This is a genomic window from Chryseobacterium sp. BIGb0232 (assembly GCF_024810195.1).
GTDB classification, from domain to species: domain Bacteria; phylum Bacteroidota; class Bacteroidia; order Flavobacteriales; family Weeksellaceae; genus Chryseobacterium; species Chryseobacterium pennae.
Window position 1 is genome coordinate 76171 of record NZ_JANUEH010000010.1, and the last position, 22422, is coordinate 98592.

The window sequence follows — 22422 nt, forward strand, 5'->3', positions numbered from 1 at the left end:
CTTAAAAAACAAAAAAACACTTCATGACTGAAGTGCTTTTATGATATGAATATTGTTTATTTATTTTTTGATCCACCACTGGCTGTCTTTACGGTCAGAACGCTTCACACCATTATCCAGCGTATAAGCAAAGCCAATTCCCAACGTTTGCTTTAACTGTGTTTTTTCAATCTGGTTATGATCATACAGTAAGTCTAGTGAGATATTTGATGAAATATATTTGTTAACCTTTAGATTCAGAAGTGCTCCATAAGCCAGTACGAGCCTGTCCGGACGATCCAGGTAATTTGAAAAGACCGAAGCTGTATTGGTTAAATGAACATCTTCCATAATTTTTATCTTATATATTGCTGTTCCCAAGAAACCGAACTGGAAAAGAGAAGAATCACCATCATTTTTCAAACCATAGCTTCCTGCAAACTGAAGCTCTTTATCCTGAACAAAGGTCCATCTGGCGTTGGTAGGACGTAAGGTCACTGTAAGATTGTCATTGGGCCTGTAAGTGATACCCATCCCGACGTTCATATAACCAGGAGCCATAAAGTTTGAAATTTTCTTTGCTTCAGGATTATTTCCATCCTCATATCCTGGTGCAAACTGAGACTGAAGACCTGCCCCTAAAGAAAAGTACCAGCTCTTGGAAAATTTTCGCCCATAATTTGTAGAGAGATTGATAACATCCTGAGTTTTTCTTATGCCCAATCCTTTCGTATCATTCTGACCATAGCCAAGGATAATAATATTTTCCCAAAGATCATTGTCTTTTTCATAGGTGATATTATAATTGGCACCGGCAAGCCAACCTACGTTATTGGCTCCTCCTCCTACCCAATTCGAAAAGGCTGCCTGATTAATCATTACCGTGTTTTTTCCTAGTACCGACCAGTATTTCACGGTGTCTACCACTACTGAATCTTTTTTCAATTCTTCTTGTGCACTTGCATAAATCCCCATAAATATGGAAAGAATCAATAAAAACTTCTTCATTACTCTAAATAATTTTCAATGCAAAAATATTAATATAATTTTTTTTAAAGGTAAATTTAGCCTTAAACAATATATTTTTTCCAGTTTCAATTCGCTGACAACAAAATACTTCAATAAAATTGATGCCAAAATAATCGGTTCAAAAGTTAAATTTGATACCTTTTGTCTTAAAATCAGTTTAATAGAAATGGATTCATCGACAAATTTTCCGAAATTTATCATTGGCTTTTGATTTGACGTACAATCACTATGTTTAAAAATGTAATTTCCAAAAGAGCGGTTTTATACCCTTTGCTGATGCTTTCCGCAATGTGGTTCGGATTTTTTTTACAGATGCACGGCTTTTTTGGAAGTTGCTTCGGAGCTATTATTCCTCTTGTTCCTGAAGGACTATTAGGAATTATTACCTCTCCTCTTTTACATGGAAATACTGAGCATATCATAGGAAACTCTATTCCCATTGCTGCACTGATGTTTCTTCTCTTTCAGTTTTATCCATTGGTGGCCAATAAAGTTTTCTTCATTGGATGGATTGCAACCGGGCTTTTGGTATGGATCCTTCCTCCTATAGACATTATGACGGGTGAGTATATGTACACCTGCACCATCGGAGCCAGTGGTGTCGTATATGTATTAGCCTTTTTCTTATTCTTCAGCGGAGTTTTTAAATGGAATACAAAGCTTCTGACCATCTCCTTACTCGTTGTATTATATTATGGCAGTTTAGTCTGGGGAATGCTTCCTGAAGAACTGTTTTATAATATGCAGGAACCCAGCAAAATCTCATGGCAGGCCCACCTTTCCGGAGCTGTTGTAGGAAGTATCATAGCTTTTGCTTTTAAAAATATAGGAGAAAAAAAGAAAAAATTCATCTGGGAATTTCCTAACTATTATAGTGAAAAAGATGATAAACTCTGGCAGGAATACAGAGAAAATCACCCGGAAGATTTTCTTGAATTGCCGTACAAAAAAAGAGATGATATTTGGGATCATTTGGATGAATTAAGGAAAAAATAAAACTTATTTCACTACATTTGGAAAAAACACACATGATCTCTGAAGAATATTTATATGCCATCGCTCTCCGCGAATGCAGCCAGATTGGCGATATCAATTTCCATAAACTTGTAAAAACCTTCGGAAATGCAGAAAATGCATGGAAAAAAGCAAAAAAAGAGTACAAAAAACTGGAGGGAATAGGACAAAAAACAGTTTCTGATATCGGGAATACAGAGCATCTCAAATTTGCCGAAAAGGAGCTTGAATTCTGTAAAAAGAACAATATCCATATCAGGCTAAGACACCTTAAAGAAATCCCCGCCTTACTTAATGAATGTATTGATTCTCCATCGATTCTATATCAGAAGGGAAACATTGATGATTCTCTTCAGAAGATAAGCATTGTAGGAACCCGTAACATGACTCCATATGGAAAACAATTCATTGGAGACTTTTTTGATGCCACTCAATCTTCAAAATATGTCTCTGTAAGTGGCCTTGCTTTGGGAGTGGATAAAGAAGTTCATGAACAGTCCATTCGGACCCATAAACCTACTATTGCTGTTCTTGCGCATGGTTTTGAGTTTTTATACCCTTCCAAAAACAGAAAACTGTCAGAGAAAATTCTTCAGGACGGTGGCATTTTGTTAACAGAATTTAATTCGGCAAGAAAGCCGGATCGGGAAAACTTTATCCAGAGGAACAGAATTGTAGCGGGTTTATCTCCTTCCACTATCGTAGTGGAAACAGCATTTGGAGGCGGATCTGTAAGTACAGCAACGTTTGCCAACGATTACAACAGAGAAGTATTTGCCCTTCCGGGAAAGATCACTGATATTTATAGCCAGGGTTGTAATCAATTGATTTTACAGAACAAAGCAACGGCTATTTCAAATTTAAAAGATCTTATCAGTATGCTGGGACTGAACAATCCCAAAGAAAAAATTGAAGAGCTTTTTCCTTACAGTGAAGAGACAATACAATTAACTGATAATCAAAATATAGTCTATGAATTCATCAAACAGAATCCACAGATATCCTTGGACGATCTGGTACAGAAAATTGTAGTTTCTTCACACAAAATCCTACCGATAATTTTAGAATTGGAGCTTTTAGGGAAAGTAAAATCATTTTCCGGGAGGCAATTTATCGCAATTTAAGAATTAACGATTTCTTAATACTGCATTATTTCATACATAACATTTCATTTTTAATAAATTTTAATCATAAATTATTAATTTAATAATATTTCAAAACATTATTATTTAATTTTTAACAATGTTGAAATAGAGTGTTGTGAATCTTGAAAAAAAAATTAAATTTGTTGACAATAATATTCAACCTTAATATATGGAACAATATAATATTGACCAGAAAATCCAAGAGTTTATTGCAAAAATTGAAGCAAAAAATCCTAACGAACCGGAATTTTTACAGGCTGTAAAAGAAGTTGCCGTAACTGTAATTCCATTCATTGCTACGAGAAAAGAATATACCGGAATGAAGCTGCTTGAAAGAATGGCTGAAGCTGAAAGAATTATTATCTTCAGAGTTCCATGGGTTGACGATAAAGGAGAGATTCAGGTTAACAGAGGTTTCAGAATCCAAATGAACTCTGCTATTGGTCCATACAAAGGAGGAATCCGTTTCCACCCTACTGTAAACTTATCAGTTCTTAAGTTCTTAGCTTTCGAACAAGTGTTTAAAAACTCTTTGACTACTCTTCCAATGGGTGGTGGTAAAGGAGGTTCAGATTTCGATCCGCAAGGTAAATCTGATATGGAAGTAATGCGTTTCTGCCAGGCTTTCATGACAGAATTATGTAAGCACATCGGTCCTGAAACAGACGTACCTGCAGGAGATATCGGTGTTGGAGCTAGAGAAATCGGTTACCTATTCGGACAATACAAGAAAATCAGAAATGAATTTACCGGAGTTCTTACAGGTAAAGGTCTTGCTTACGGAGGTTCATTAATCCGTCCTGAAGCTACAGGATACGGAGTAGTATACTTTGCTGAGCAGATGCTTAAGACTATCGGACAGAATTTCCAAGGAAAAACAGTAACGGTATCAGGTTTCGGAAACGTAGCTTGGGGAGTTATCAAAAAAGCAACAGAGCTTGGAGCAAAAGTGGTAACACTTTCTGGTCCTGATGGATATATCTATGATAAAGACGGTATCAGCGGAGAAAAAATTGATTATTTATTAGAACTTAGATCTTCTGGAAACAACAGAGCTGAGGACTATGCTAAAAAATATCCATCTGCTGAATTCCACGCTGGAAAACGTCCTTGGGAAGTGAAGTGTGATGTAGCATTCCCTTCTGCAACTCAAAACGAATTAGATTTAGATGATGCAAGAAAATTAGTTGAAAATGGATGTCTTTGTGTAACTGAAGCTGCTAACATGCCTTCTACACTTGATGCAATCAACTACTTCTTAGACAATAAAGTATTATTCTCTCCTGGTAAGGCTTCCAACGCTGGAGGTGTTGCAACTTCAGGATTAGAAATGACTCAGAACTCTATCCGTCTTAATTGGACTTCTGAAGAAGTTGACGCAAGATTAAAGGAAATCATGATCGGTATCCACAAAGCTTGTAGAGACTACGGAAAAGACGAAGACGGTTATGTAAACTACGTAAAAGGTGCAAATATTGCCGGCTTCGTAAAGGTAGCAGAAGCAATGTTGGCTCAAGGAGTTGTGTAACATAAAATAATAAAGGTTGGGAAAAATCCCGACCTTTTTTGATATAGCCTGTTCCCGGGATAATGGGAAAAAAGTAAAAAGTGAAAGGAGAAAGCGCTGCTATATGCAGCGCTTTTTTTATTTTTATAGGTATGAAAGACACCTTTAAAAATATTGATGATTATATCCTTTTATTTCCCATTACCGTTCAGGGCAAACTTATTGAACTGAGAAAGGCTATCCATTCCCAGGTTCCGGATCTTGAAGAGTACATTGGTTATCAGATGCCTGCCTTTAAGTATAAAGGAAAACCTCTTGTTTATTTTGCGGGATATAAAAAACATATCGGATTCTATCCCGGAGCTGAAGGAATCAAAAATTTTGAAAAAGAGTTTGAAGAGAGAAATTACAAGTTTTCCAAAGGGGCCGTACAATTTCCGATAGAGGAAGATATTCCATTGGATGTGATTCAGAAGATTGTAACATTCAGAATCACAGAAATTGAACAAAAAAAATCCTGAAATACAAGATTCCAGGATTCTGACTAGTGTTTGTTAAAGTATTATCACTTTTTCTTTTTAGATTTCTTTCCTTCTTTTGTTGCTTCCGCAGGTTTTGTTGCTTCCATCGTAGTTCCTGTACTTACAGTGGCTTCTGCTGCTGGTGTAGCTGTTGAAGCTTCTGCTGTAGTGGTACTTTGATTCTGTCCATTTGTAGTGGTGGTAGAATTCCAATCACTTTTGGTTTCTGATGTCTGCGGTTGTGTCTGAGTTGTTGTTTGATTATTAGTCGTACTTTCGGCAGGCTTCTGAGTTTGTGTTTGAGCCGATACTGCAATTACTCCGACTAATGTAAACGCGGCCGTTAAAAATAACTTTTTCATAATGTAATATTTAAATGATTGTTTAACCTAAACGGGGTATCATTTAAAAAAATTATACGTAAGTTTCTTATTTAACGTACTTTATCATTTTTTAAGAAGAATTTACAAAAAATAATTCGGATGATTTTATAGGAAAACCGAAGCTGGATATGGGAATATTTGTTGGTTTGAGGAGATTTTTTCTTCATCCTCGTCAAGGTTTAAAACCTTGACAAGGATTCCCTTTCTATCCTCAGGATTACTTCGCTATATTCTTCATCATCTTTTCTACAAACTCAAAAGCAGCTGGGCAAATTACTGTATTTTTCAACATCAGGTTATTGATCTGGTAAATCTTTTTACGGTCTGTATGAGGGTATTCTCTGCAGGCTTTTGGCCTTACTTCATAAATAGAACAGGTATTGTCACTATTCAGGAAAAAGCATGGAAGATTCTGAAGCACTTTATCATTGTCTTCATCCACTCTTAAAAACTTAGCTTCAAAATCAGCTTGTTTCATGCGCAGATGCTTCGCAATACGCTCAATATCCTTTTCAGTATATAACGGCCCCGTGGTTTTACAGCAGTTGGCGCACTGTAAGCAGTCTATTTCATCAAAAACTTCATCATGAGTTTCCTGTACTATATAATCGAGGTTTTTGGGCGGTTTTTTCTTTAATCCGTCCAGAAATTTCTTATGTTCTTTCTGCTTTTGTAAAGCTTGTTTTCTATAAAAATCTAAATTCATTTATTCTTTATTTCCTGGCTGTTCCGGAAGTTCAGCTTCTTGATATTCATTGATCTTATCCAGATCCAAAATGGTAGCAAGATTCATTTTATCAGGATAATACATCGTGACAAATTTCGCTCCGTATACAATTTCTCCTGTCACAAACGAAGATCTCTGAACCACTGTATTGGAGAATACTTCATCAAATGCCCGCACCTGAACAATAATCTCGATATCCGTACTTTTAAAATCAGCTTCAGAGAAGCCGTAAAACGGCGAACTTTCATTTATTTTATGAACAACAGTCCAGTTCAGAGCTAATGTATTGATCTTACTTAACTGTGTTTCCAATCTATAAAAATTGTTTTTGGGAACATCATTTTCAATCACTTCAATGGCTGTAGATACAATAACATCAGCGTCTGTCAGCGCATTGTTTTTATAAGGTGCTAATCTAAACATTAAAGCTGTTCCTTCTTCAAAAGGGGCAATCACTGCAATATCAGAAAATCTTAAATAAGCCCTGGGTCTTGAAAATCTCCCATAGAAAAGCCCTGTTGCAATGGCAAAGGTAAGCAATCCCAGAAAAGCTTCAAAAGTAGCCACTAAACTGGCCAAAAAGCCTACAGGAGCTATTCTTCCATACCCTACTGTAGTAAATGTCTGAGAACTGAAAAAGAAGACATCAATAAATTCATTCAACGGATCGCTTTTATCTATCCCTGTAAGATGCTCCACTCCTATCAGGTAATAAATCATTGCAAATATGAGGTTGATCAGAATATACGCTACAACGAGGTATGAAATAAAACGAAATGAAGACAAATTCAGCATGGTATGATACCAGCTCAGGCTGTTGAAAACATTCACACCTGTTCTTTTTACATTCGGGAGACCATCTTTATTGATGAATCTTCCTGAGGCATTGCTTCCGAAACCACTGTTCTCAGTGTTTTTCTGGCGGATCTTTTTTCTGAATCCTCTTGTCATTTTATATCATTTGTTTTGAATCACTTAATTACTCAACATTAATCTTCCTCCGTTTCCGGATACAAAGATAAAATATTGTTTTCATGAATTTTATCAATCGATTCATTACTTATCCAATTTGATTTTACAGTAAATTTGGGATATGAAAAAGCTTGAATCAAGAGAAGACATTGAACACCTGGTTAATTCATTTTACACCAAAGTAGTAAAGGATGAAGCTATCAGTTTCTTCTTCAATGATATTGCGAAAGTTGACTGGGACAAACACCTTCCAAAAATGTATTCGTTTTGGGAGTCTATTCTTTTTGGGCAGATGTCCTACAAGGGAAATCCAATGGGTGTACATTTTCCGATTAATGAAATACAGGCTATGGAGCAAAAGCACTTCGACAGATGGCTTGAGCTATGGAGAACAACCATTGAGGAGAATTTTGTAGGTGAAAACGCTGATATGGCGATTTACAAATCTGAGAATATTGCCAAACTGATGGCTTTTAAAATGGAGCTGGCTAGAAGACTTTAGCGAGTTCCGGGTTTTCGGAATTCGAGTTCCAGGATATGAAATTCATACTAAGGTCTCTCTCTCTTAAGGAACAATTACGGTAAAGATATACGCCGCCAAGTTCACTAATAGTACAGTTCCATATAGGATATTGGTCTTTCCACGGCTCAATGAAAGCATTACGATAAATACGGAAAGGGAAAGCAGAATAATATCCTTCTTATCTAATCCCAGTACCAATGGTATATCATACATAATACATACTACCGAAACCGCAGGAATCGTCAATCCGATACTTGCCAGTGCTGAACCTAATGCCAGATTTAAACTGGATTGGATTTGATTGGCTCTTGCGGCACGTATGGCTGCAACGCCTTCGGGAAGAAGAACAACAGCAGCAATGATTACTCCCACTAAAGATTTAGGAGCCCCTACACTCTGTACCATTCCTTCAATAGTATCAGAAAGTCCTTTTGCCATTAAAACAACGATGACCAGACAAACAACTAAAAAGCCAAAACTGATCAGTGTTTTAGTTAATGTAGGAATATAATGTGCTTCAGGATGTTCATCGGGAACTATAAAATAACTTCTATGTCTCACCGTCTGTACCATCAGGAAAACACCATAAATGACCAGACAGGCAATAGATACGAAAATAAGCTGTGCCTGGTTGTAGAATGGTCCATTAACACTTGAAGTAAAGTTAGGAAGAACCAGCGTAAGAATAAGAATTGAAACCGTACTCACCAAATAGGTGGTAGCAGAAGTTCTGGCAAAGAACTGTTCATGATATTTAACGCCGCCCACCAATATACAGATTCCCAAAATACCATTAAGAATAAGCATAACAGCGGCAAAAACGGTATCTCTGGCCAGCGTGATCGCCTGATCTCCGCCGGCAACCATCAGTGAGATGATAAGCGCAACTTCAATAATAGTAATACAAAGGGCAAGGATAATGGTACCGAAAGGCTCTCCTACTTTATGAGCCACCATTTCTGCGTGGTGAACTGCCGATAAAACACTCCCAATGAGTAAAATACCTGCAATAATATCATAAATAACGCCATTCCCCATCAGTCCGGAAAAGTAGTAACCTACCGCAAGGACAGGAAAAATATAGGTGTAATGTAAAAGTTCTTTAAGTCTCATATAGTGACTACAAAATACAAAAAATCTATAATATTTTCAATATCAAAAGAAAATATTAATAATATTTTAATGAGGCCAGAAGTTAAAGTCCTGATAATCTGTCAACATGTGAAGCAACAACCCAATGGCAACAATTCTGACATTTCCTTTAAAAAATAACAGCAAAAAATACACCGCAATGGCATAATAAGAATGTAAAAAATGAAAACCGATGCTTTCTCTTGATGGATCAAAAATAGGATTTGCAAAAAGATGGTCCAGATCTACCAGCATTGTAGCCAACAAAATAAGATATACTTTCTTCCAGTTTTTAGGATAAAATACCAGTGCTATAAAGACCGGAAACACAAGATGTAAAAAATAATGTGTACACGTTTTGAGCAAAGCAATTTCTGATGGAGCCATTAATGGATATATTTATCATTTACCACCGTAAAATTAAGGGTAAATCTCCTTTTTTCGCTTTTATTTTCACCCAATAATCCTGTGATTTATTCCCATACAGCACATAATCGATATCAGAAATGATTTTTTTCTCTTTGTTACTCAGTGTTTTTAAAGAAGAATACAACAGCGTACTGTTTCTGACTATGACATAGTTTTCTTGTAATTGAGGTGATGATAATACCGATTTTCGGGTCGATTTTATAAAAACACCTTCACTATTTTGGCTAATTTTATTAGGTTGAAAAGGAATTTGAGTGAATTGGTTTTCTCCATTAATCCATTTTTTAGATTGGAAATACCCCCATGCTCTTTCAGGATCCTTACTTTGAATTTCAATACTATAATTAGGTTGTACAATCTTTTGAAAGGTTTTTTTTTCAACTTCATTAAAGTTGTCATCATATTCATAACTTATGATGGTATCATTGACCTGTTCGAGATTTGCAGTGGCTTTAAAAGAAGTAGCCTGTAAAGAATCTGCCATCCCTTTATCCAAAAAATATGAGAATTTTCTGAGGTTCTCCTGGTCTAATTCCATTTCCAGAAAATTGTTTCCTTTCTGAAGTTTTGAAGCAATTGAATTAAAAACTTCCTGATTTGAATTATTTTTGATTTCAATTTCGTCATCAAGTAATTCAATAGAAAAATTTTGAGTTTTCTGTCCTGAGATAAAAGAAAGGCTTCCCAATGTATTTTGAATAAACTGATCTGCATTCCAAACAGGAGCTGTAGAAGTATGGAAAAGTTGTTTTTGAACAGTTTCAAAAGCAAGCTCAGAAGTTCCTGCAATGCAATGATCTCCTTTTATCATCAAGAAAACCTGATCCTTCTGAAAGCGGCTATTTCCTTTATCTGCAAACTTCTGTTTCTTTAAAAAAGCAATGAATTTTTGAGGATCTTTAAGTTCTAAAACGCTATACCACTCTGAGAACTTAGTATCTTTAATATGGAATACCTGCAAAAAATCCGGAATTCTGATTCCTGAATCTTTGAATGAAGGGGAACTTTCACTTTTCGTATCGCTTCCGGACCAGCTTGAAGGGTGTGTGGCTAAACTGAAGAGGTATTGTCCCATTAGTTTCTTACTATCAATTAAAACAACTGCATCTGCGTTCTCCGGAATATATCTGAGGGTTTTATCTTTATAAAAAACCACAAAATATACCGCAACAGCGAATAATAAAAGTAACGGGACAATAATCTTCTTTTTTTTCATCTATAAGATTTGGGGCTGCTTTTCTGTTTCTTTTGTTTTAAAAACCTGGTCGAATACATCAAAGAAATACATCAAGCTATTCTCTGAAGTATCTTTGATATTATAATTCATTTCAGTCTGGATGCTTTCTCCTTTTACTTCAGTTTTATAATACAGTTCCCCTACATTTTTTTTGATAGCATCTAATGCTTTTCTTTCTTTAGGGCTTTTGAATTCTTTATCTAAACCGGTTAAAAGCTTCTGAATATCGAGCCTTCCGGATAAAGGATATTTAGCAGAATCTTTTGCCCATTTTCTGGAAATATCAGATTGGTTTACCGGTAGAATATTATCTGCAGAGCTCATCAGATATACCACTCCATCTTTTACAGTAAAGAATAACTGATCAATATATCCTCCGTCTTTTTCTTGTTTAAAAGTGTATAGATTTCCTTTTTTAGAGAATCTTTTAGACAGTTTTTTATTGGTAGTCAGTAAATCAAAAATACGGTTCCAATAGCCCTCGTTCTCTGTTGCAAAAGCGAAAGTGAAGTTAGGAACAGCAATATCTTTGGTTTTCTTTACTTCCTTTTCATTGAAATCAGCATCGTATTCGTAATCTGTGTATTCTACTTTTTTGGATTTTAATTCATTCAAAACAAAAATTCCGTTTCCTGGAGCAATTTTGGTAATGGCTTCTTCATCGAGAATAATTTTCATGGTTTCCATAATGAGCTCCATTTCTTTTTTGTAATCATTTTCTCCGGAATTCTGAAGAAGGCTGTACATCATGTCGAAACATTTTGCTCCATTTACATTCATCGCATAATAACCAACGCTTTTTTCATTGATAAGTTCCAGCAGTTTTTTGTTTTTCTTTCCTTTATAGATCGCTGAAATATTCTTTTGAATGTCTGTATTTTTGTGCTGATAATTGTTAACTAATCTTACTTTGTCTTTATCAAAATACAGGTTGTAGGAATAGTTAGAATTATACATATTTTTGAAAAGCTGTCCATAGGCATAATACTTTGTCATCTTGCCATAGATTCCTTCATTTACAATTCTGCCGTAGTCTGTATAAACAAAAACATCGGAATTGGCATCTCTGAATGACAGCATTTCTTTAGGAACTTCAATGTCTAAATTTGAACTGAAATATTGGTCAAACCTGTCTTCTGCGTTCTTCTGAACAACTTTGAATTCTTCTCTGCGGATAGAATCCTGTTCTTTCTTGTAGGCTTTTTCATACTCTTCATCACCTTCTTCCGGCATTTCTCCCTCGTATTCAGGATTCTCTGCATTTTCTTTTTCTGCAGGATATTTGTGATGTTTTTGCAGGTATTTGATATCTTTCTGAATTCTTGCAATCTCGTTGTTATTATCTTTAATGCTTTCTTTCAGATACTTAATATCTTCCTTCAGACTTTTGATTTCATCTTTATAGTTGAAAGGCTTTTCCGGTTCATCAGCATAAGCATCTACTGCAACGGCAGCTGAATCAGCAACGGCAACAGCTGTACTATCTGTAACAGCCTCTTCAGTCCAAAGATCTTTATATGGTTTGGTATAACTGATCAGGCTTAGAACTGCACGGCTTCCATTCCAGGCTACAAAAATATCATCATCAATATCTACATAAGAATAGTTTTTTCTGTTGAAAACTTCCTGCCCTTTTTTCTTCATAGAATTAACAAACTGCTGGAACTTTTCTTTATTATCAATGATAAAATGGGTATTGTAGGTCTTTATGGAGTCATTAAAGCTTGCATAATGATACTGAACAGCATCGTATTTAATTCCTGTTTTGGAATAGTCTGTCCATGTTGGTTTTTCTTTACTTTTTTTGCTAAGTTCATGTAACAAAGGATTCAGCTTATCCCAATTGATTTTATTATTAAGCTGTTTTCCGTTGACTTCCATATAGAATACGGCATCAGACGGTATTTTCATACTATTTTGGGCAAAAACCAATGTAAAGCCAAAGAGTACGAGAATAATTTTTTGTATTTTTAATAAGATAGATTTCATGACTATAGTTTAGAAATTTATTGAAAAAGAATTGTGTTTTGTATTTGTTTTTTCTGAAGGATAAGATCCAGAATGTCAGCTTCCAGTTTAAGTGCTTTTTTATTTGGAGACAGCGCATAAGAGCTGTTTGTTTGTGATTTTACAGCGTTTTCAAACTGCATGACTGAAGTATATCGTGCATCATTAAAGACTTCCTTATCCGCTTTACTCATCTTATCGTAATCTTCTTTGAAGGTATTGACTTTGTTTCTTGTCAATGTCTTTTTCTCAAGATTATAGCTGTAGACTTGTGTGGGAGTCATTTTACCCAATATTTTCTGAGCTTTCAGCTTTTCGAGGCCTGCATTAATGTTTTCAATTTTTTTGAAATTACAGCTCAGTTTAATGATATAATTATCTAAATCAATTGATGTTTTTACATTGCTGATTCCGGGAGTTCCTTTAAAAATTTTTGCAGCTTCATTGATCTTGCTTTCAATTTCAGCTTTTTTTGGAACTTTTTTCCCATTGATGGTTTCCATTTTAGAGATGGATGCCAGTCTTGTTTTACTCTTACTACCGTTAAGAATAATGGTATATTCTCCTGTACCATCAGCTTTTATATTCACTTTATCAAGAATATCGAAACAGCTTGTCAGGAATAACAAAGGGGTAAATAGAAGAAATAATTTAAGAAAATTTTTCATGATTGGGTTTAAAAACCACAAAATTACTCAATTCTGGCCTTAAACCCTTACAACCTTTGGCTTTTTGTATATAATATAGCTGTTTTCCGCTACTTCTGGGTTTATTTTTTAAATACGCCCTTTCAGATAATCCTGACGGAGATCTTCGTCCAGCTTTTCAATGGCATAACGAAGACAGGTTCTCGGCATTTCTTTATAATACTGATTCAGATAGCCAAGCAGCTCCTGTTCGTTCTTATTTCCCATTTCACGCAGCAGCCAGCCATTGGCTTTATGCATCAGGTCATGGGAATGTTTCAGGTTTCTGGTTACAAATTCCTTTGTAAGATCATAAGAGCCTTTTTTGATGTAATGCATGGTTCCTACAACAGCAATTCTTTTATGCCACATCTCCTCCGCTTCCGAAAGATCCCTCAACAGGTTTTCCTTCTTGTTTTCATAAGCATATCTGCCCAGAATTTTATAACAACTGGAGTCTACCAGATCCCAATTATTAACATAAGGCAGATGATTAAGATAAAATACTATGATTTCATCTTTTACCGCTTTATCTTTTGTTTTTTCAAACTTTGAGATCAGCATAAAAAGAGCTGTCAGCCGATGTTCATGATATCCTGAAGAAAGTATTTCACTCAGTTCTTTTAAACTGATTTTTGAGTAGTACTCCTTAGCTACAGTCCTCTGATCCGGAACTTTCACACCCAGAAAAAGATCTCCCTCACCGTATTCTCCTTTTCCCGTTTTGAAAAACCTTGGAAAGAATTCAGCTTTTTCAGGAATGGATAAAACTGCCAGAGCTTCCTGTATTTCTTTAACGACACCAGTACTCATTACTATCTAATTTTTTAAAAACTAAACTTTGTCCTCTAAAGCATTATTTTCCTGCTCCTCCTCTTCTTTCACAATCTGATTAGGATTAGCCACTTTCGCGATGGTAAGTCCCTGAACAATGATAGAGAATACCACTACACAGTACGTAATACTTAAGATGGTTTCACTATATTCACTTTTAGGAATAGACATCGCCAATGCAATGGAAACACCACCGCGAATTCCTCCCCAAACCAATACTTTCACTGTTTGTGGGCTAAAACTTCTTCTCAGAGAAGTAAACTTGGTGGGCCCCCAAATGGAAATAAATCTAGCAAACAACACTACAAAAATTGCCAGTAAACCTGGAATCATAAAATGTTTCAGATCTTTAATCATTAAAAGCTCAAATCCGATGAAAAGAAATAATACCGCATTCAGAATTTCGTCAATAAGCTCCCAGAATTTAATTAAATAATCCTGAGTAACGGATTTCATTTTAAAGTTCATATTAAAGTTCCCCATAAATAACCCTGCGGCTACCATCGTTAATGGTCCTGAAATATGCATCTGTCTTGCAATAAGATAACCTCCCATCACCACAGAAAGTGTTACCAGTACAGAAATAATATAATCATCTACTTCACGCATCAGTCTTGAAGTAATCCAACCTAACAGAACTCCCAATAAAAGACCTCCACCTGCTTCATGAAGCAATAGGAGTCCAATACTTTCCACTCCAAGATCTACTTCTTTTCCAACGGCAAGCTGTAATACTACTGTAAAGACCACAACGGCCATACCATCATTGAAAAGAGATTCCCCCGCAACCTTTGTTTCCAGTGATTTGGAAACTTTTGCCTGCTTCAGGACACTCAGAACGGCCACAGGATCGGTAGGTGAAATCAGGGCTCCAAAAACAAGACAATAAATAAACGGAAGCTGAACACCTACATACGGAAGTAAATAGAACATCCCAAAACCTACTACAAATGTGGAAATTACGACTCCCACAGTAGAAAATATCAGTACGGGCCTGAATTGTTCTTTAAGATCATTTATATTAATGTGAATTCCCCCTGCAAAAAGAAGGAAATTAAGCATGGCACCCATCAGAATTTCTGTAAAGTCAATGCTTTCCATCAAATTGTTAAGGTGTCCGAAAGTTCTTGGAAGTATCGCTTCTCCGAATAATACCAGGAAAATGGAAACCACAATGGCAATCACCATGATCCCTATGGTACTTGGAAGTTTTAAAAATCTGTAATTAAGATAGGCGAATATGGATGCTAATACGATTAATGCTGAAAATGAATAATATAATTCCACTAAGTGTTCTTTTTAAAATTAATTTATAAGTCTAAGTAAAGGACCTTGATGTATATTTTCTGACCACCTTTTTCCCAGATATCAAACATTCCGTCCTTCGAAGGCTTGGATCCTCTTGTATAATCATTTCCTATATTGAGAATATTCAGCAAAATGTATTCATCTCCCACCGAATTCACAAGGTAAGCAGTTTTCTCAGACTTTCCGTCCCCTGAACTCTTGATTCCCTCTGCCAAAGCACGAAACTGGCTCAGATGGTGCATAAAATTGTTTCCATCTTTTATAGAATCATACGCTCTGAGCAGAATTAGCAGAATGTCCAGATTGGTAGGATCTTTATCATACAGAACCTTTCCCTGCTTGATACATTCCTCAAAATTGTTTTGCTTAAAAGCTTCCGCCAGACTTTTGAATCCTTCATCTGAAGTACTTATTTTACTATCTCTAAAGCTCCTTCCATAGTAAAGATACTGAGCTTCTATACTATCCAGAGACTTCGGATATCCTTTGTATTTAAAAATAAGTTTCTCGTAATTGTACGGAGAATCAGAACTTTTAAGACTTTTTTCAATGGCTTTAAAATCTACTTTTGATTTCTGGCCGAACCCAAAAACCGAAAACAGAATGAATAATAGGAAAAAATGATATTTCATTAATTGTTGTTTTCTTCCTCTTCGTCATCAAAGTACTCGAAAAGGAAATCATTATATGGGAATCTGGAAATATGAATCTTCATTACCTCATCATAGATCATTTTTTTCATTTCCGGGAAGTTTTCCTTCGTTAAAGCAGAAATGAAAACCGTTGGGTGCTTTGATTTGGCCATCCAAGTTTTTTTCCATTCTTCAAGGGAAACATTCTTCTTTGTACCGGGGGTCAGATCATCATCATCTTTTTTCTCATAGCTAAAGCCATCAATTTTATTGAATACCATAATCATCGGTTTCTGATGGGCATTGATATCCATTAATATCTGATTAACAGAGTCAATGTGATCTTCAAAACTTTCGTGAGAAATATCAACCACATGAATCAAAAGATCTGCTTCACGAACCTCATCCAGCGTAGATTTAAACGATTCTACCAGCTGAGTAGGCAATTTTCTGATAAAACCTACAGTATCTGTAAGTAAAAACGGAAGATTTCCGATTACAACTTTCCGCACCGTGGTATCCAGTGTTGCAAACAATTTATTTTCAGCAAAGACCTCAGATTTTGAGATAGAATTCATCAAGGTAGATTTTCCAACGTTTGTGTATCCTACCAAAGCTGCACGCACTACTTTTCCACGATTGTTACGCTGAGTAGCCATTTGCTTATCAATGATTTTCAGTTTATCCTTCAATAAAGTAATTCTGTCACGGATAATACGACGGTCAGTTTCAATTTCCGTTTCCCCGGGTCCTCTCATCCCGATACCTCCCTTCTGACGCTCCAGGTGAGTCCACATTCTGGTCAATCGAGGCAAAAGATATTGATATTGGGCTAATTCAACCTGGGTCCTTGCATAAGAGGTCTGTGCTCTTTGTGCAAAAATATCAAGAATAAGATTGGTACGGTCTAAGATTTTAACCTCCATTTCTCTTTCCAGATTTTTAAGCTGTGAAGGAGAAAGTTCATCGTCAAAAATTACTGTTCCTATTTCATTTTCCTTTACATATTCTTTTATTTCGAGTGCTTTTCCGCTTCCAATAAAGGTTTTGGAGTCAGGCTGTGTTAATTTTTGGGTAAAACGTTTTTGTACGGTTGCCCCCGCTGTGAAAGCCAAAAACTCCAGTTCATCCATATATTCCACCAGTTTTTCTTCATCCTGATTTTGGGTAATAATGCCCACCAGGACTGCTTTCTCATAATTATGTTCTTTCTTTTCTAACATTAAAGTTCTGTCTATGTTTATGATTTTTACAAGATAATATTTTTCAGAAAAAAAACAAAATCAATTTTTAGTTAATAACATTTTTTAATATAAATTTAAGACCAACCCTTTATTATTTTATAAAAAATCAATAACTTTATATAATAATTTTCTGATTTTTAAACTTTTAACTTAAAAATTAATTTCCAGAAGATCATGATTACCCATATTAGATGTATGATTATTGATGATGATGAACTGGACAGGCTGGTTCTTCAGCATTATATTAAACAATACGAGAATATAGAGATTGTCGCATCATTTGATTCGGCTGAAAAAGCAATTCCTTACCTCGAACTTCCTATTGATCTTCTGATCACTGAAACCAATTTAAAAGGGATGAGCGGCCTGGAATTCCGCAAATTAGCCCATAGAATTCCTGCCTGTATCTTTGTGAGCTCCCATCCGGAACTTGCTGCCTGTGTTTTTGAGCTTAATACCCTGGACTTTATCACCAAACCTCTCACTTCAGAACGTTTCCATTATTCTATGCAGAGACTTTTCGAGTTTTTCAAGGTAAAGGATAAATGCGAATGCTATGATGTTATGCTGGGGCACGATTTTATTAAAATCAAGGAAAGCGGAAACATTTTTCAGATCAGAAAGGCAGATATTCTTTATCTGGAAGCACTCAAAGATTACACCCGAATCATCACTCTTGAAAAAAAACACTGTATTCTTGATTCTTTAGGTAATCTTTTACATAAAAGTTTTTTTGATTCTTTTGTCAGAATACACAGGAGCTATGCTGTACCCAAACACCTCATCCGTGGAAAGAGCTGTCATGAAATAGAACTCATCCATCGCATCAAACTTCCCATCGGCAGAGCTTATAAAAATAATCTGTCTTTCTTTGAACCTTAGAAAGCTGTTAAACATCAACCATAATTCACAAAACGCCATTGGTCGATTATTTCTGCCGTTAGTCTATTTTTCGGTGAGCAGGTCATGATAGGTAGTAATTTAGTCTTCCCAAATTTCTTATGGAACAACTTGAATTCATAACCTTAAAAACTGTTATCCATGAAAAAAAAATCTATTTATTGCCTCTTACTGCTTGCCACCTCCCTCTCATACCTGAAAGCCCAGTCAGCCATTCTTCCTACCGGAACGGATATTTCAGGAGGCAACGGTTCTGTTTCCTACAGTATTGGTCAGGCAGCCTACCTCTACAAAGGAGCTGGAGATCAAATTACGGAAGGTGTTCAACAGCCTTATGAGATTGTAGCACTTGCCACTCATGAAGCATTATCAACAAATCTGGAAGGCATTTTACTTTACCCAAATCCTTTTAAAGATTATCTGTATCTGGACTTTACAACCCATAATTTTAAAGATGCAGAATACCAGCTATTCGATGCACAAGGAAAATTAATCCGAAAAAATGTGATCTTACAGTCAAAATCTGAGCTCAATTTCTCCGATATCCCTTCTGCCATGTATATCATCAGAATTAATCTGCATGGAGAAAATATAAAAACTTTTAAAATAATCAAAAAATAATCACCATGAAAAAAATATTATTACTGTTCTGGATTCTGTCCGGTCTCTTTATGGGACTGTCACAGGTTCCTGAAAAAATGAGTTATCAGGCTGTCGTAAGAAACGGATCAGGACAGCTATTGACCAATCAGGGAATTGCTATTAAAGTAAGTATATTACAGGGATCACCTGCAGGTACTCTGGTTTACTCAGAACGGCTTACTGGTAATACCAACGCCAATGGACTAACCACTATGGAAATAGGAACAGGAACTGTTCTTTCAGGAACATTTGCTACTATCGACTGGCCTTCAGGAAGCTATTATTTAAAAACAGAAACTGATCCTTCGGGTGGAACAAACTATACCATAGCAGGAACCAGCCAGTTACTGAGTGTTCCGTATGCCATGTATGCAAAATCAGCCGGAGGCGGTGGTGGTAGCTTCACTATCCCTTATACAAACACCGTAAATAATGCCGGCACTCTATTTTCGCTAACAAATGATGGAGACGGAACTTCCTTAGAAGGTAATAATAACACAACCACATCCAATATTGCCGCAGTAAGAGGGATTGTTACCAGTGCAGCTCCAGGAGGATTCTCATCTGCAGTACGAGGAATCAATAATGGAACAGGAGGACTTGGTATAGGAGCATACGGAAGCCATGCCGGAAGCGGATGGGGAGTATACGGTACAACTCCTAATGGATTGGGAGTATATGGAAATGCAACAGCTAATGGAACAGGTGTATACGCCAACAGTAATGCAGGAACTGGTCTTACAGCCACTAGTAATAATGGAATCCCGGCAAGTATATCTATCTTCAATAATGCTAATAATAATAATGCTCTCAGTGTTTCTACTGTAGGAAACGGAACTGCTGTTAATGTTACCACTAGTGGAAATGGGGCTGGGGTAAAAAGTGCTACAGGAGCAGGTTTTGCTATTCATGGAATCACTACAGCTCAATCATCCGCAGGGGTTATAGGAAGTAACACAGGAAACGGAGAAGCAGTTGTTGGACTTACAACCAGTGATATTGCCGGAGCTGTAGTAGGCCGGAATGATGGTGGTGGATATGGTGTGAGAGGTTTCATTTCAACAAGTACATCCGGTACGGGTATAGGTGTTTATGGGCAAGTAGGATTAAATAACAGTACCGGACGGGCGGGTAGATTTGAAAACTTTAACCAGACTAATACAACAGGGAATACTTTTGAGGTACAAAGTAATGGTAACGGAAATATACCCGATAACACCCAAGGTAATGCAGCTTCTTTTGTACTCGATAATAACAATAGTGTAGGCGCTGCTGTAAGGGGTGAGGTAAATACTATTTTCGGAAACTTCGGGGCTGCTGCAGTTTTTGGAGTTTCATCCGGAACCGGAGGACGTGCTGGTTTATTCTATGCATCAAATCCCGCAGGAAACGGAGCTTCACTTATTGCTTTAACTGATGGAAACGGAAATGCCATTACTGCTAATGCAGGTAAAGACGGAAACGGTGTAGAAACCAATATTGACGGAGCCGGAAATGCCCTCTATGCTTGGGTCCCAACTTTTTCTACCGGAAGAGCCGGAAGGTTTGAAATTTTCAATGATGCTAACACCAGCGATGTCATAACAGTAAAAACGGTTGGAAATGGTATTGCAGGGAATTTCAAAGTAGACAGGACTACCGGAACATCTGCTGCTGTAAAAGGTGAAGTAAACTCACAGTTTGCGAATTTCGGAACAGCCGGTATATATGGAGTTTCTTCAGGAACCGGTGGCTATGCCGGCTTATTTCATGCATCAAATGTGGCTGGAAATGGCCCTTCGGTACTAGCTTTAACAGATGGAAACGGAAATGCCATCACTGCTAATGCAGGCGGAAATGGAGATGGTATTGAGGCTTCTTGTGACGGACCTGGTAATGCGATTTCTGGTTTTATCCCCAACTTTGGTACTGGTAAGGCAGGTAGATTCGCCAACTTCAACAGTGCTAATGGCCAAGCGGTGGTTCATATAACTACTAATGGTACAGGTTCTACTCTACTTATCAACCATCAGGGGCCATCGGGTAATATTGCCACCTATCAAAATGCATCCGTCAATGTAGCCCGTATCAATAAAGCAGGAACAGGTTATTTTAATGGTGGGACACAAAATAGTGGTGCAGACGTGGCAGAAGCATTTGATGTAGAAGGAACTATTTCTGAATATGAACCTGGTGATATATTGGTTATTTCCACAAACTCTGACAGAACGGTAGAAAAATCTTCAGCTCCTTATTCCAATCTTGTAGCCGGAGTATATGCCACCAAACCTGGGGTACTTTTAACAGAAGAACATATTGATACTGATATTTCCAATAAAGTTCCAATGGGCGTTATTGGAGTTATCCCTACCAAAGTATGTCTTGAAAACGGAAAAATAAAAAGAGGTGATCTTTTGGTAACCTCATCCAAAAAAGGTATCGCTATGAAAGCAAATCCTAAAAAGGTAAAAATAGGACAGGTTATAGGAAAAGCTCTTCAGGATTATGACCAAAAAGGGATTGGAAAAATTCAAGTATTAGTCAACATAAAATAAACCATTATGAAAACAGCATATATCATCCCGTTATTATTCTTAAGCACTATTATTTACGCTCAGGAAAATAAGCAAACCACTTCTGGGGAAGATCAGACACAGGCTTTGAAACAGATTAAGGAACAGGAGTCAAAACTGATGCAGGAGGCCAAAGAAAATATAGAAAAGCAAACGGCTCATACAGGACTTACTTCGGATCAGGGACTGGAGGTGAAAAAACAGGAACAGAAACCTAAAGCTTCTCATGACTCAGGAAAGACTCTTCCCAATACAGCAACACTCGAAGAAATAAAAAGAACTATTCCCAACAGACAGGCATCTCACAACTCCATCAATTCTAGGAACACAAAAACAATTATCGGGCTACCCAACACAGCAACTTTGGAAGAAATAAAAAAAACTATTCCTAAAAACTAGTAACCCTCTTAAAACTAATAGCCCATAAAAACTGATAACCAAACTAGATTTTTCAAACAAAAAGAAGTCCGCTCAATGGCGGACTTTTATATTGAAGAAACTGAGAGTATCAATCCCAATCAGCAGCAACAAATTTCATTGTGTTCCCTTGATTGTCTGACAATGTAAGGAAGTGTCCTTCTACAGAATATTTCGTCATGGTTTCAATTTTTTTCTGAAAAGAGCTTTCCAGGTTCATATCCTGGCATGCTTTCATTGTGCTTATTCCCTGGGAAATCTTCACTATCCCATCTTTTTTAAATTCGGAAGTAAAGGACATCTGGTTGCAACCCATGTATGCATTTCCCTGAATTTTACCGTTGTCCAGCTTCCCTGTCAGATTCATTTCAGCTTTATGGGCAATCAGCTGATCTTTAGAAAAACCAGCAAAAGAAACCAGCATCCATTGTCTTTGGAGGTATGGATTTTTATCCGGAACAGCAGAGCAATTTAAAACAAGTCCCAGAAATAATATTGCAAAAAGGGGGAATAGTATTTTTTTCATGCGGATTTTCATCCCATTTTCATACCAATCCGGGACAGAATATCGTAAAAATTAGTAAATTAGCAACACAAAAATTA

At 36.5% G+C, this 22422-nt stretch carries 23 protein-coding genes; 9 read left to right on the forward strand and 14 right to left on the reverse strand.

Translation table 11 applies throughout. The features are described from left to right. Positions 1 to 60 precede the first annotated feature (60 nt). Positions 61 to 987 (reverse strand): DUF3078 domain-containing protein, encoded by a 927-nt coding sequence (locus M2372_RS19285; RefSeq protein ID WP_123320365.1) that lies wholly within the window; start codon positions 985 to 987, stop codon positions 61 to 63. A 249-nt stretch (positions 988 to 1236) separates the two neighbouring features. Between M2372_RS19285 and M2372_RS19290 the strand changes: the two genes are divergently transcribed. The 4 genes from M2372_RS19290 (at position 1237) to M2372_RS19305 (ending at position 5195) form a co-directional block, all read left to right on the forward strand. Next, positions 1237 to 2004: a rhomboid family intramembrane serine protease gene (locus tag M2372_RS19290; RefSeq protein WP_115968360.1), complete on the forward strand. Its 768-nt coding sequence runs from the start codon at positions 1237 to 1239 to the stop codon at positions 2002 to 2004. A gap of 32 nt (positions 2005 to 2036) precedes the next feature. Continuing rightward, the gene (dprA, locus tag M2372_RS19295; protein WP_123320363.1) at positions 2037 to 3146 is read left to right on the forward strand and encodes a DNA-processing protein DprA; all 1110 of its coding nucleotides are present in this window, start codon (positions 2037 to 2039) and stop codon (positions 3144 to 3146) included. 190 nt (positions 3147 to 3336) lie between these two features. Further along, complete coding sequence (gene gdhA / locus M2372_RS19300) at positions 3337 to 4695, forward strand: NADP-specific glutamate dehydrogenase (RefSeq protein WP_123320362.1); 1359 nt, start codon at positions 3337 to 3339, stop codon at positions 4693 to 4695. Between the two features lie 131 nt (positions 4696 to 4826). Continuing rightward, positions 4827 to 5195, forward strand: coding sequence for an iron chaperone (locus M2372_RS19305; RefSeq protein ID WP_123320361.1), 369 nt, complete (start codon positions 4827 to 4829; stop codon positions 5193 to 5195). A gap of 44 nt (positions 5196 to 5239) precedes the next feature. Here the strand turns inward: M2372_RS19305 and M2372_RS19310 are convergent, their stop codons facing one another. The 3 genes from M2372_RS19310 to M2372_RS19320 all read right to left on the reverse strand — a co-directional run bounded on the left by M2372_RS19310 (position 5240) and on the right by M2372_RS19320 (position 7256). Then, positions 5240 to 5557, reverse strand: coding sequence for a hypothetical protein (locus M2372_RS19310; protein ID WP_115968366.1), 318 nt, complete (start codon positions 5555 to 5557; stop codon positions 5240 to 5242). A 238-nt stretch (positions 5558 to 5795) separates the two neighbouring features. After that, complete coding sequence (locus tag M2372_RS19315; RefSeq protein WP_123320360.1) at positions 5796 to 6284, reverse strand: YkgJ family cysteine cluster protein; 489 nt, start codon at positions 6282 to 6284, stop codon at positions 5796 to 5798. Next, on the reverse strand, positions 6285 to 7256 hold the full coding sequence (locus tag M2372_RS19320; RefSeq protein WP_123320359.1) for an ion channel: 972 nt from the start codon (positions 7254 to 7256) through the stop codon (positions 6285 to 6287). It lies immediately after the preceding gene. A 142-nt stretch (positions 7257 to 7398) separates the two neighbouring features. On the opposite strand from M2372_RS19320, the gene M2372_RS19325 reads away from it, so the two are divergent. Then, positions 7399 to 7779, forward strand: a complete 381-nt coding sequence (locus tag M2372_RS19325; RefSeq protein ID WP_123320358.1) for a group III truncated hemoglobin — start codon at positions 7399 to 7401, stop codon at positions 7777 to 7779. Positions 7780 to 7842: 63 nt separating this feature from the next. On the opposite strand, the gene M2372_RS19330 is transcribed toward M2372_RS19325, so the two are convergent. The 9 genes from M2372_RS19330 to hflX all read right to left on the reverse strand — a co-directional run bounded on the left by M2372_RS19330 (position 7843) and on the right by hflX (position 17287). After that, a complete protein-coding gene (locus tag M2372_RS19330) occupies positions 7843 to 8913 on the reverse strand; it encodes a calcium:proton antiporter (RefSeq protein WP_115968372.1) in 1071 nt (356 codons plus the stop codon). Positions 8914 to 8979: 66 nt separating this feature from the next. Next, positions 8980 to 9318: a DUF6122 family protein gene (locus tag M2372_RS19335; RefSeq protein WP_185018872.1), complete on the reverse strand. Its 339-nt coding sequence runs from the start codon at positions 9316 to 9318 to the stop codon at positions 8980 to 8982. A 19-nt stretch (positions 9319 to 9337) separates the two neighbouring features. Beyond that, positions 9338 to 10576, reverse strand: coding sequence for a hypothetical protein (locus M2372_RS19340; RefSeq protein WP_123320357.1), 1239 nt, complete (start codon positions 10574 to 10576; stop codon positions 9338 to 9340). Next, on the reverse strand, positions 10577 to 12508 hold the full coding sequence (locus M2372_RS19345; RefSeq protein WP_228455756.1) for a hypothetical protein: 1932 nt from the start codon (positions 12506 to 12508) through the stop codon (positions 10577 to 10579). It abuts the gene before it with no gap. Positions 12509 to 12603: 95 nt separating this feature from the next. Continuing rightward, positions 12604 to 13272: a hypothetical protein gene (locus tag M2372_RS19350; RefSeq protein ID WP_123320355.1), complete on the reverse strand. Its 669-nt coding sequence runs from the start codon at positions 13270 to 13272 to the stop codon at positions 12604 to 12606. Positions 13273 to 13380: 108 nt separating this feature from the next. Beyond that, positions 13381 to 14103, reverse strand: coding sequence for a DNA alkylation repair protein (locus M2372_RS19355; protein ID WP_115968379.1), 723 nt, complete (start codon positions 14101 to 14103; stop codon positions 13381 to 13383). Positions 14104 to 14124: 21 nt separating this feature from the next. Further along, positions 14125 to 15411 (reverse strand): sodium:proton antiporter, encoded by a 1287-nt coding sequence (locus tag M2372_RS19360; protein ID WP_123320354.1) that lies wholly within the window; start codon positions 15409 to 15411, stop codon positions 14125 to 14127. A 23-nt stretch (positions 15412 to 15434) separates the two neighbouring features. Beyond that, positions 15435 to 16064 (reverse strand): DUF4919 domain-containing protein, encoded by a 630-nt coding sequence (locus M2372_RS19365; RefSeq protein WP_123320353.1) that lies wholly within the window; start codon positions 16062 to 16064, stop codon positions 15435 to 15437. Further along, positions 16064 to 17287 (reverse strand): GTPase HflX, encoded by a 1224-nt coding sequence (gene hflX, locus M2372_RS19370; RefSeq protein ID WP_123320352.1) that lies wholly within the window; start codon positions 17285 to 17287, stop codon positions 16064 to 16066. Before hflX ends, M2372_RS19365 begins: the two co-directional genes overlap by 1 nt. Positions 17288 to 17482: 195 nt before the next feature. Here hflX and M2372_RS19375 point away from each other — a divergent pair, with 195 nt between their 5' ends. From M2372_RS19375 to M2372_RS19390, 4 genes are all read left to right on the forward strand, one after another. Next, the gene (locus M2372_RS19375) at positions 17483 to 18190 is read left to right on the forward strand and encodes a LytTR family DNA-binding domain-containing protein (protein ID WP_228455755.1); all 708 of its coding nucleotides are present in this window, start codon (positions 17483 to 17485) and stop codon (positions 18188 to 18190) included. A gap of 159 nt (positions 18191 to 18349) precedes the next feature. Next, positions 18350 to 18829: a T9SS type A sorting domain-containing protein gene (locus tag M2372_RS19380; protein WP_123320351.1), complete on the forward strand. Its 480-nt coding sequence runs from the start codon at positions 18350 to 18352 to the stop codon at positions 18827 to 18829. Positions 18830 to 18834: 5 nt separating this feature from the next. Next, positions 18835 to 21384 carry a collagen-like protein gene (locus M2372_RS19385; protein ID WP_123320350.1) on the forward strand — a complete coding sequence of 850 codons (2550 nt, stop codon included), beginning with the start codon at positions 18835 to 18837 and terminating at the stop codon, positions 21382 to 21384. A gap of 6 nt (positions 21385 to 21390) precedes the next feature. Next, positions 21391 to 21801, forward strand: coding sequence for a hypothetical protein (locus tag M2372_RS19390; RefSeq protein WP_115968389.1), 411 nt, complete (start codon positions 21391 to 21393; stop codon positions 21799 to 21801). Positions 21802 to 21910: 109 nt separating this feature from the next. Here M2372_RS19390 and M2372_RS19395 read toward each other — a convergent pair whose 3' ends face one another. Then, positions 21911 to 22345, reverse strand: coding sequence for an META domain-containing protein (locus M2372_RS19395; protein ID WP_228455754.1), 435 nt, complete (start codon positions 22343 to 22345; stop codon positions 21911 to 21913). Between the last annotated feature and the right edge of the window lie 77 nt (positions 22346 to 22422).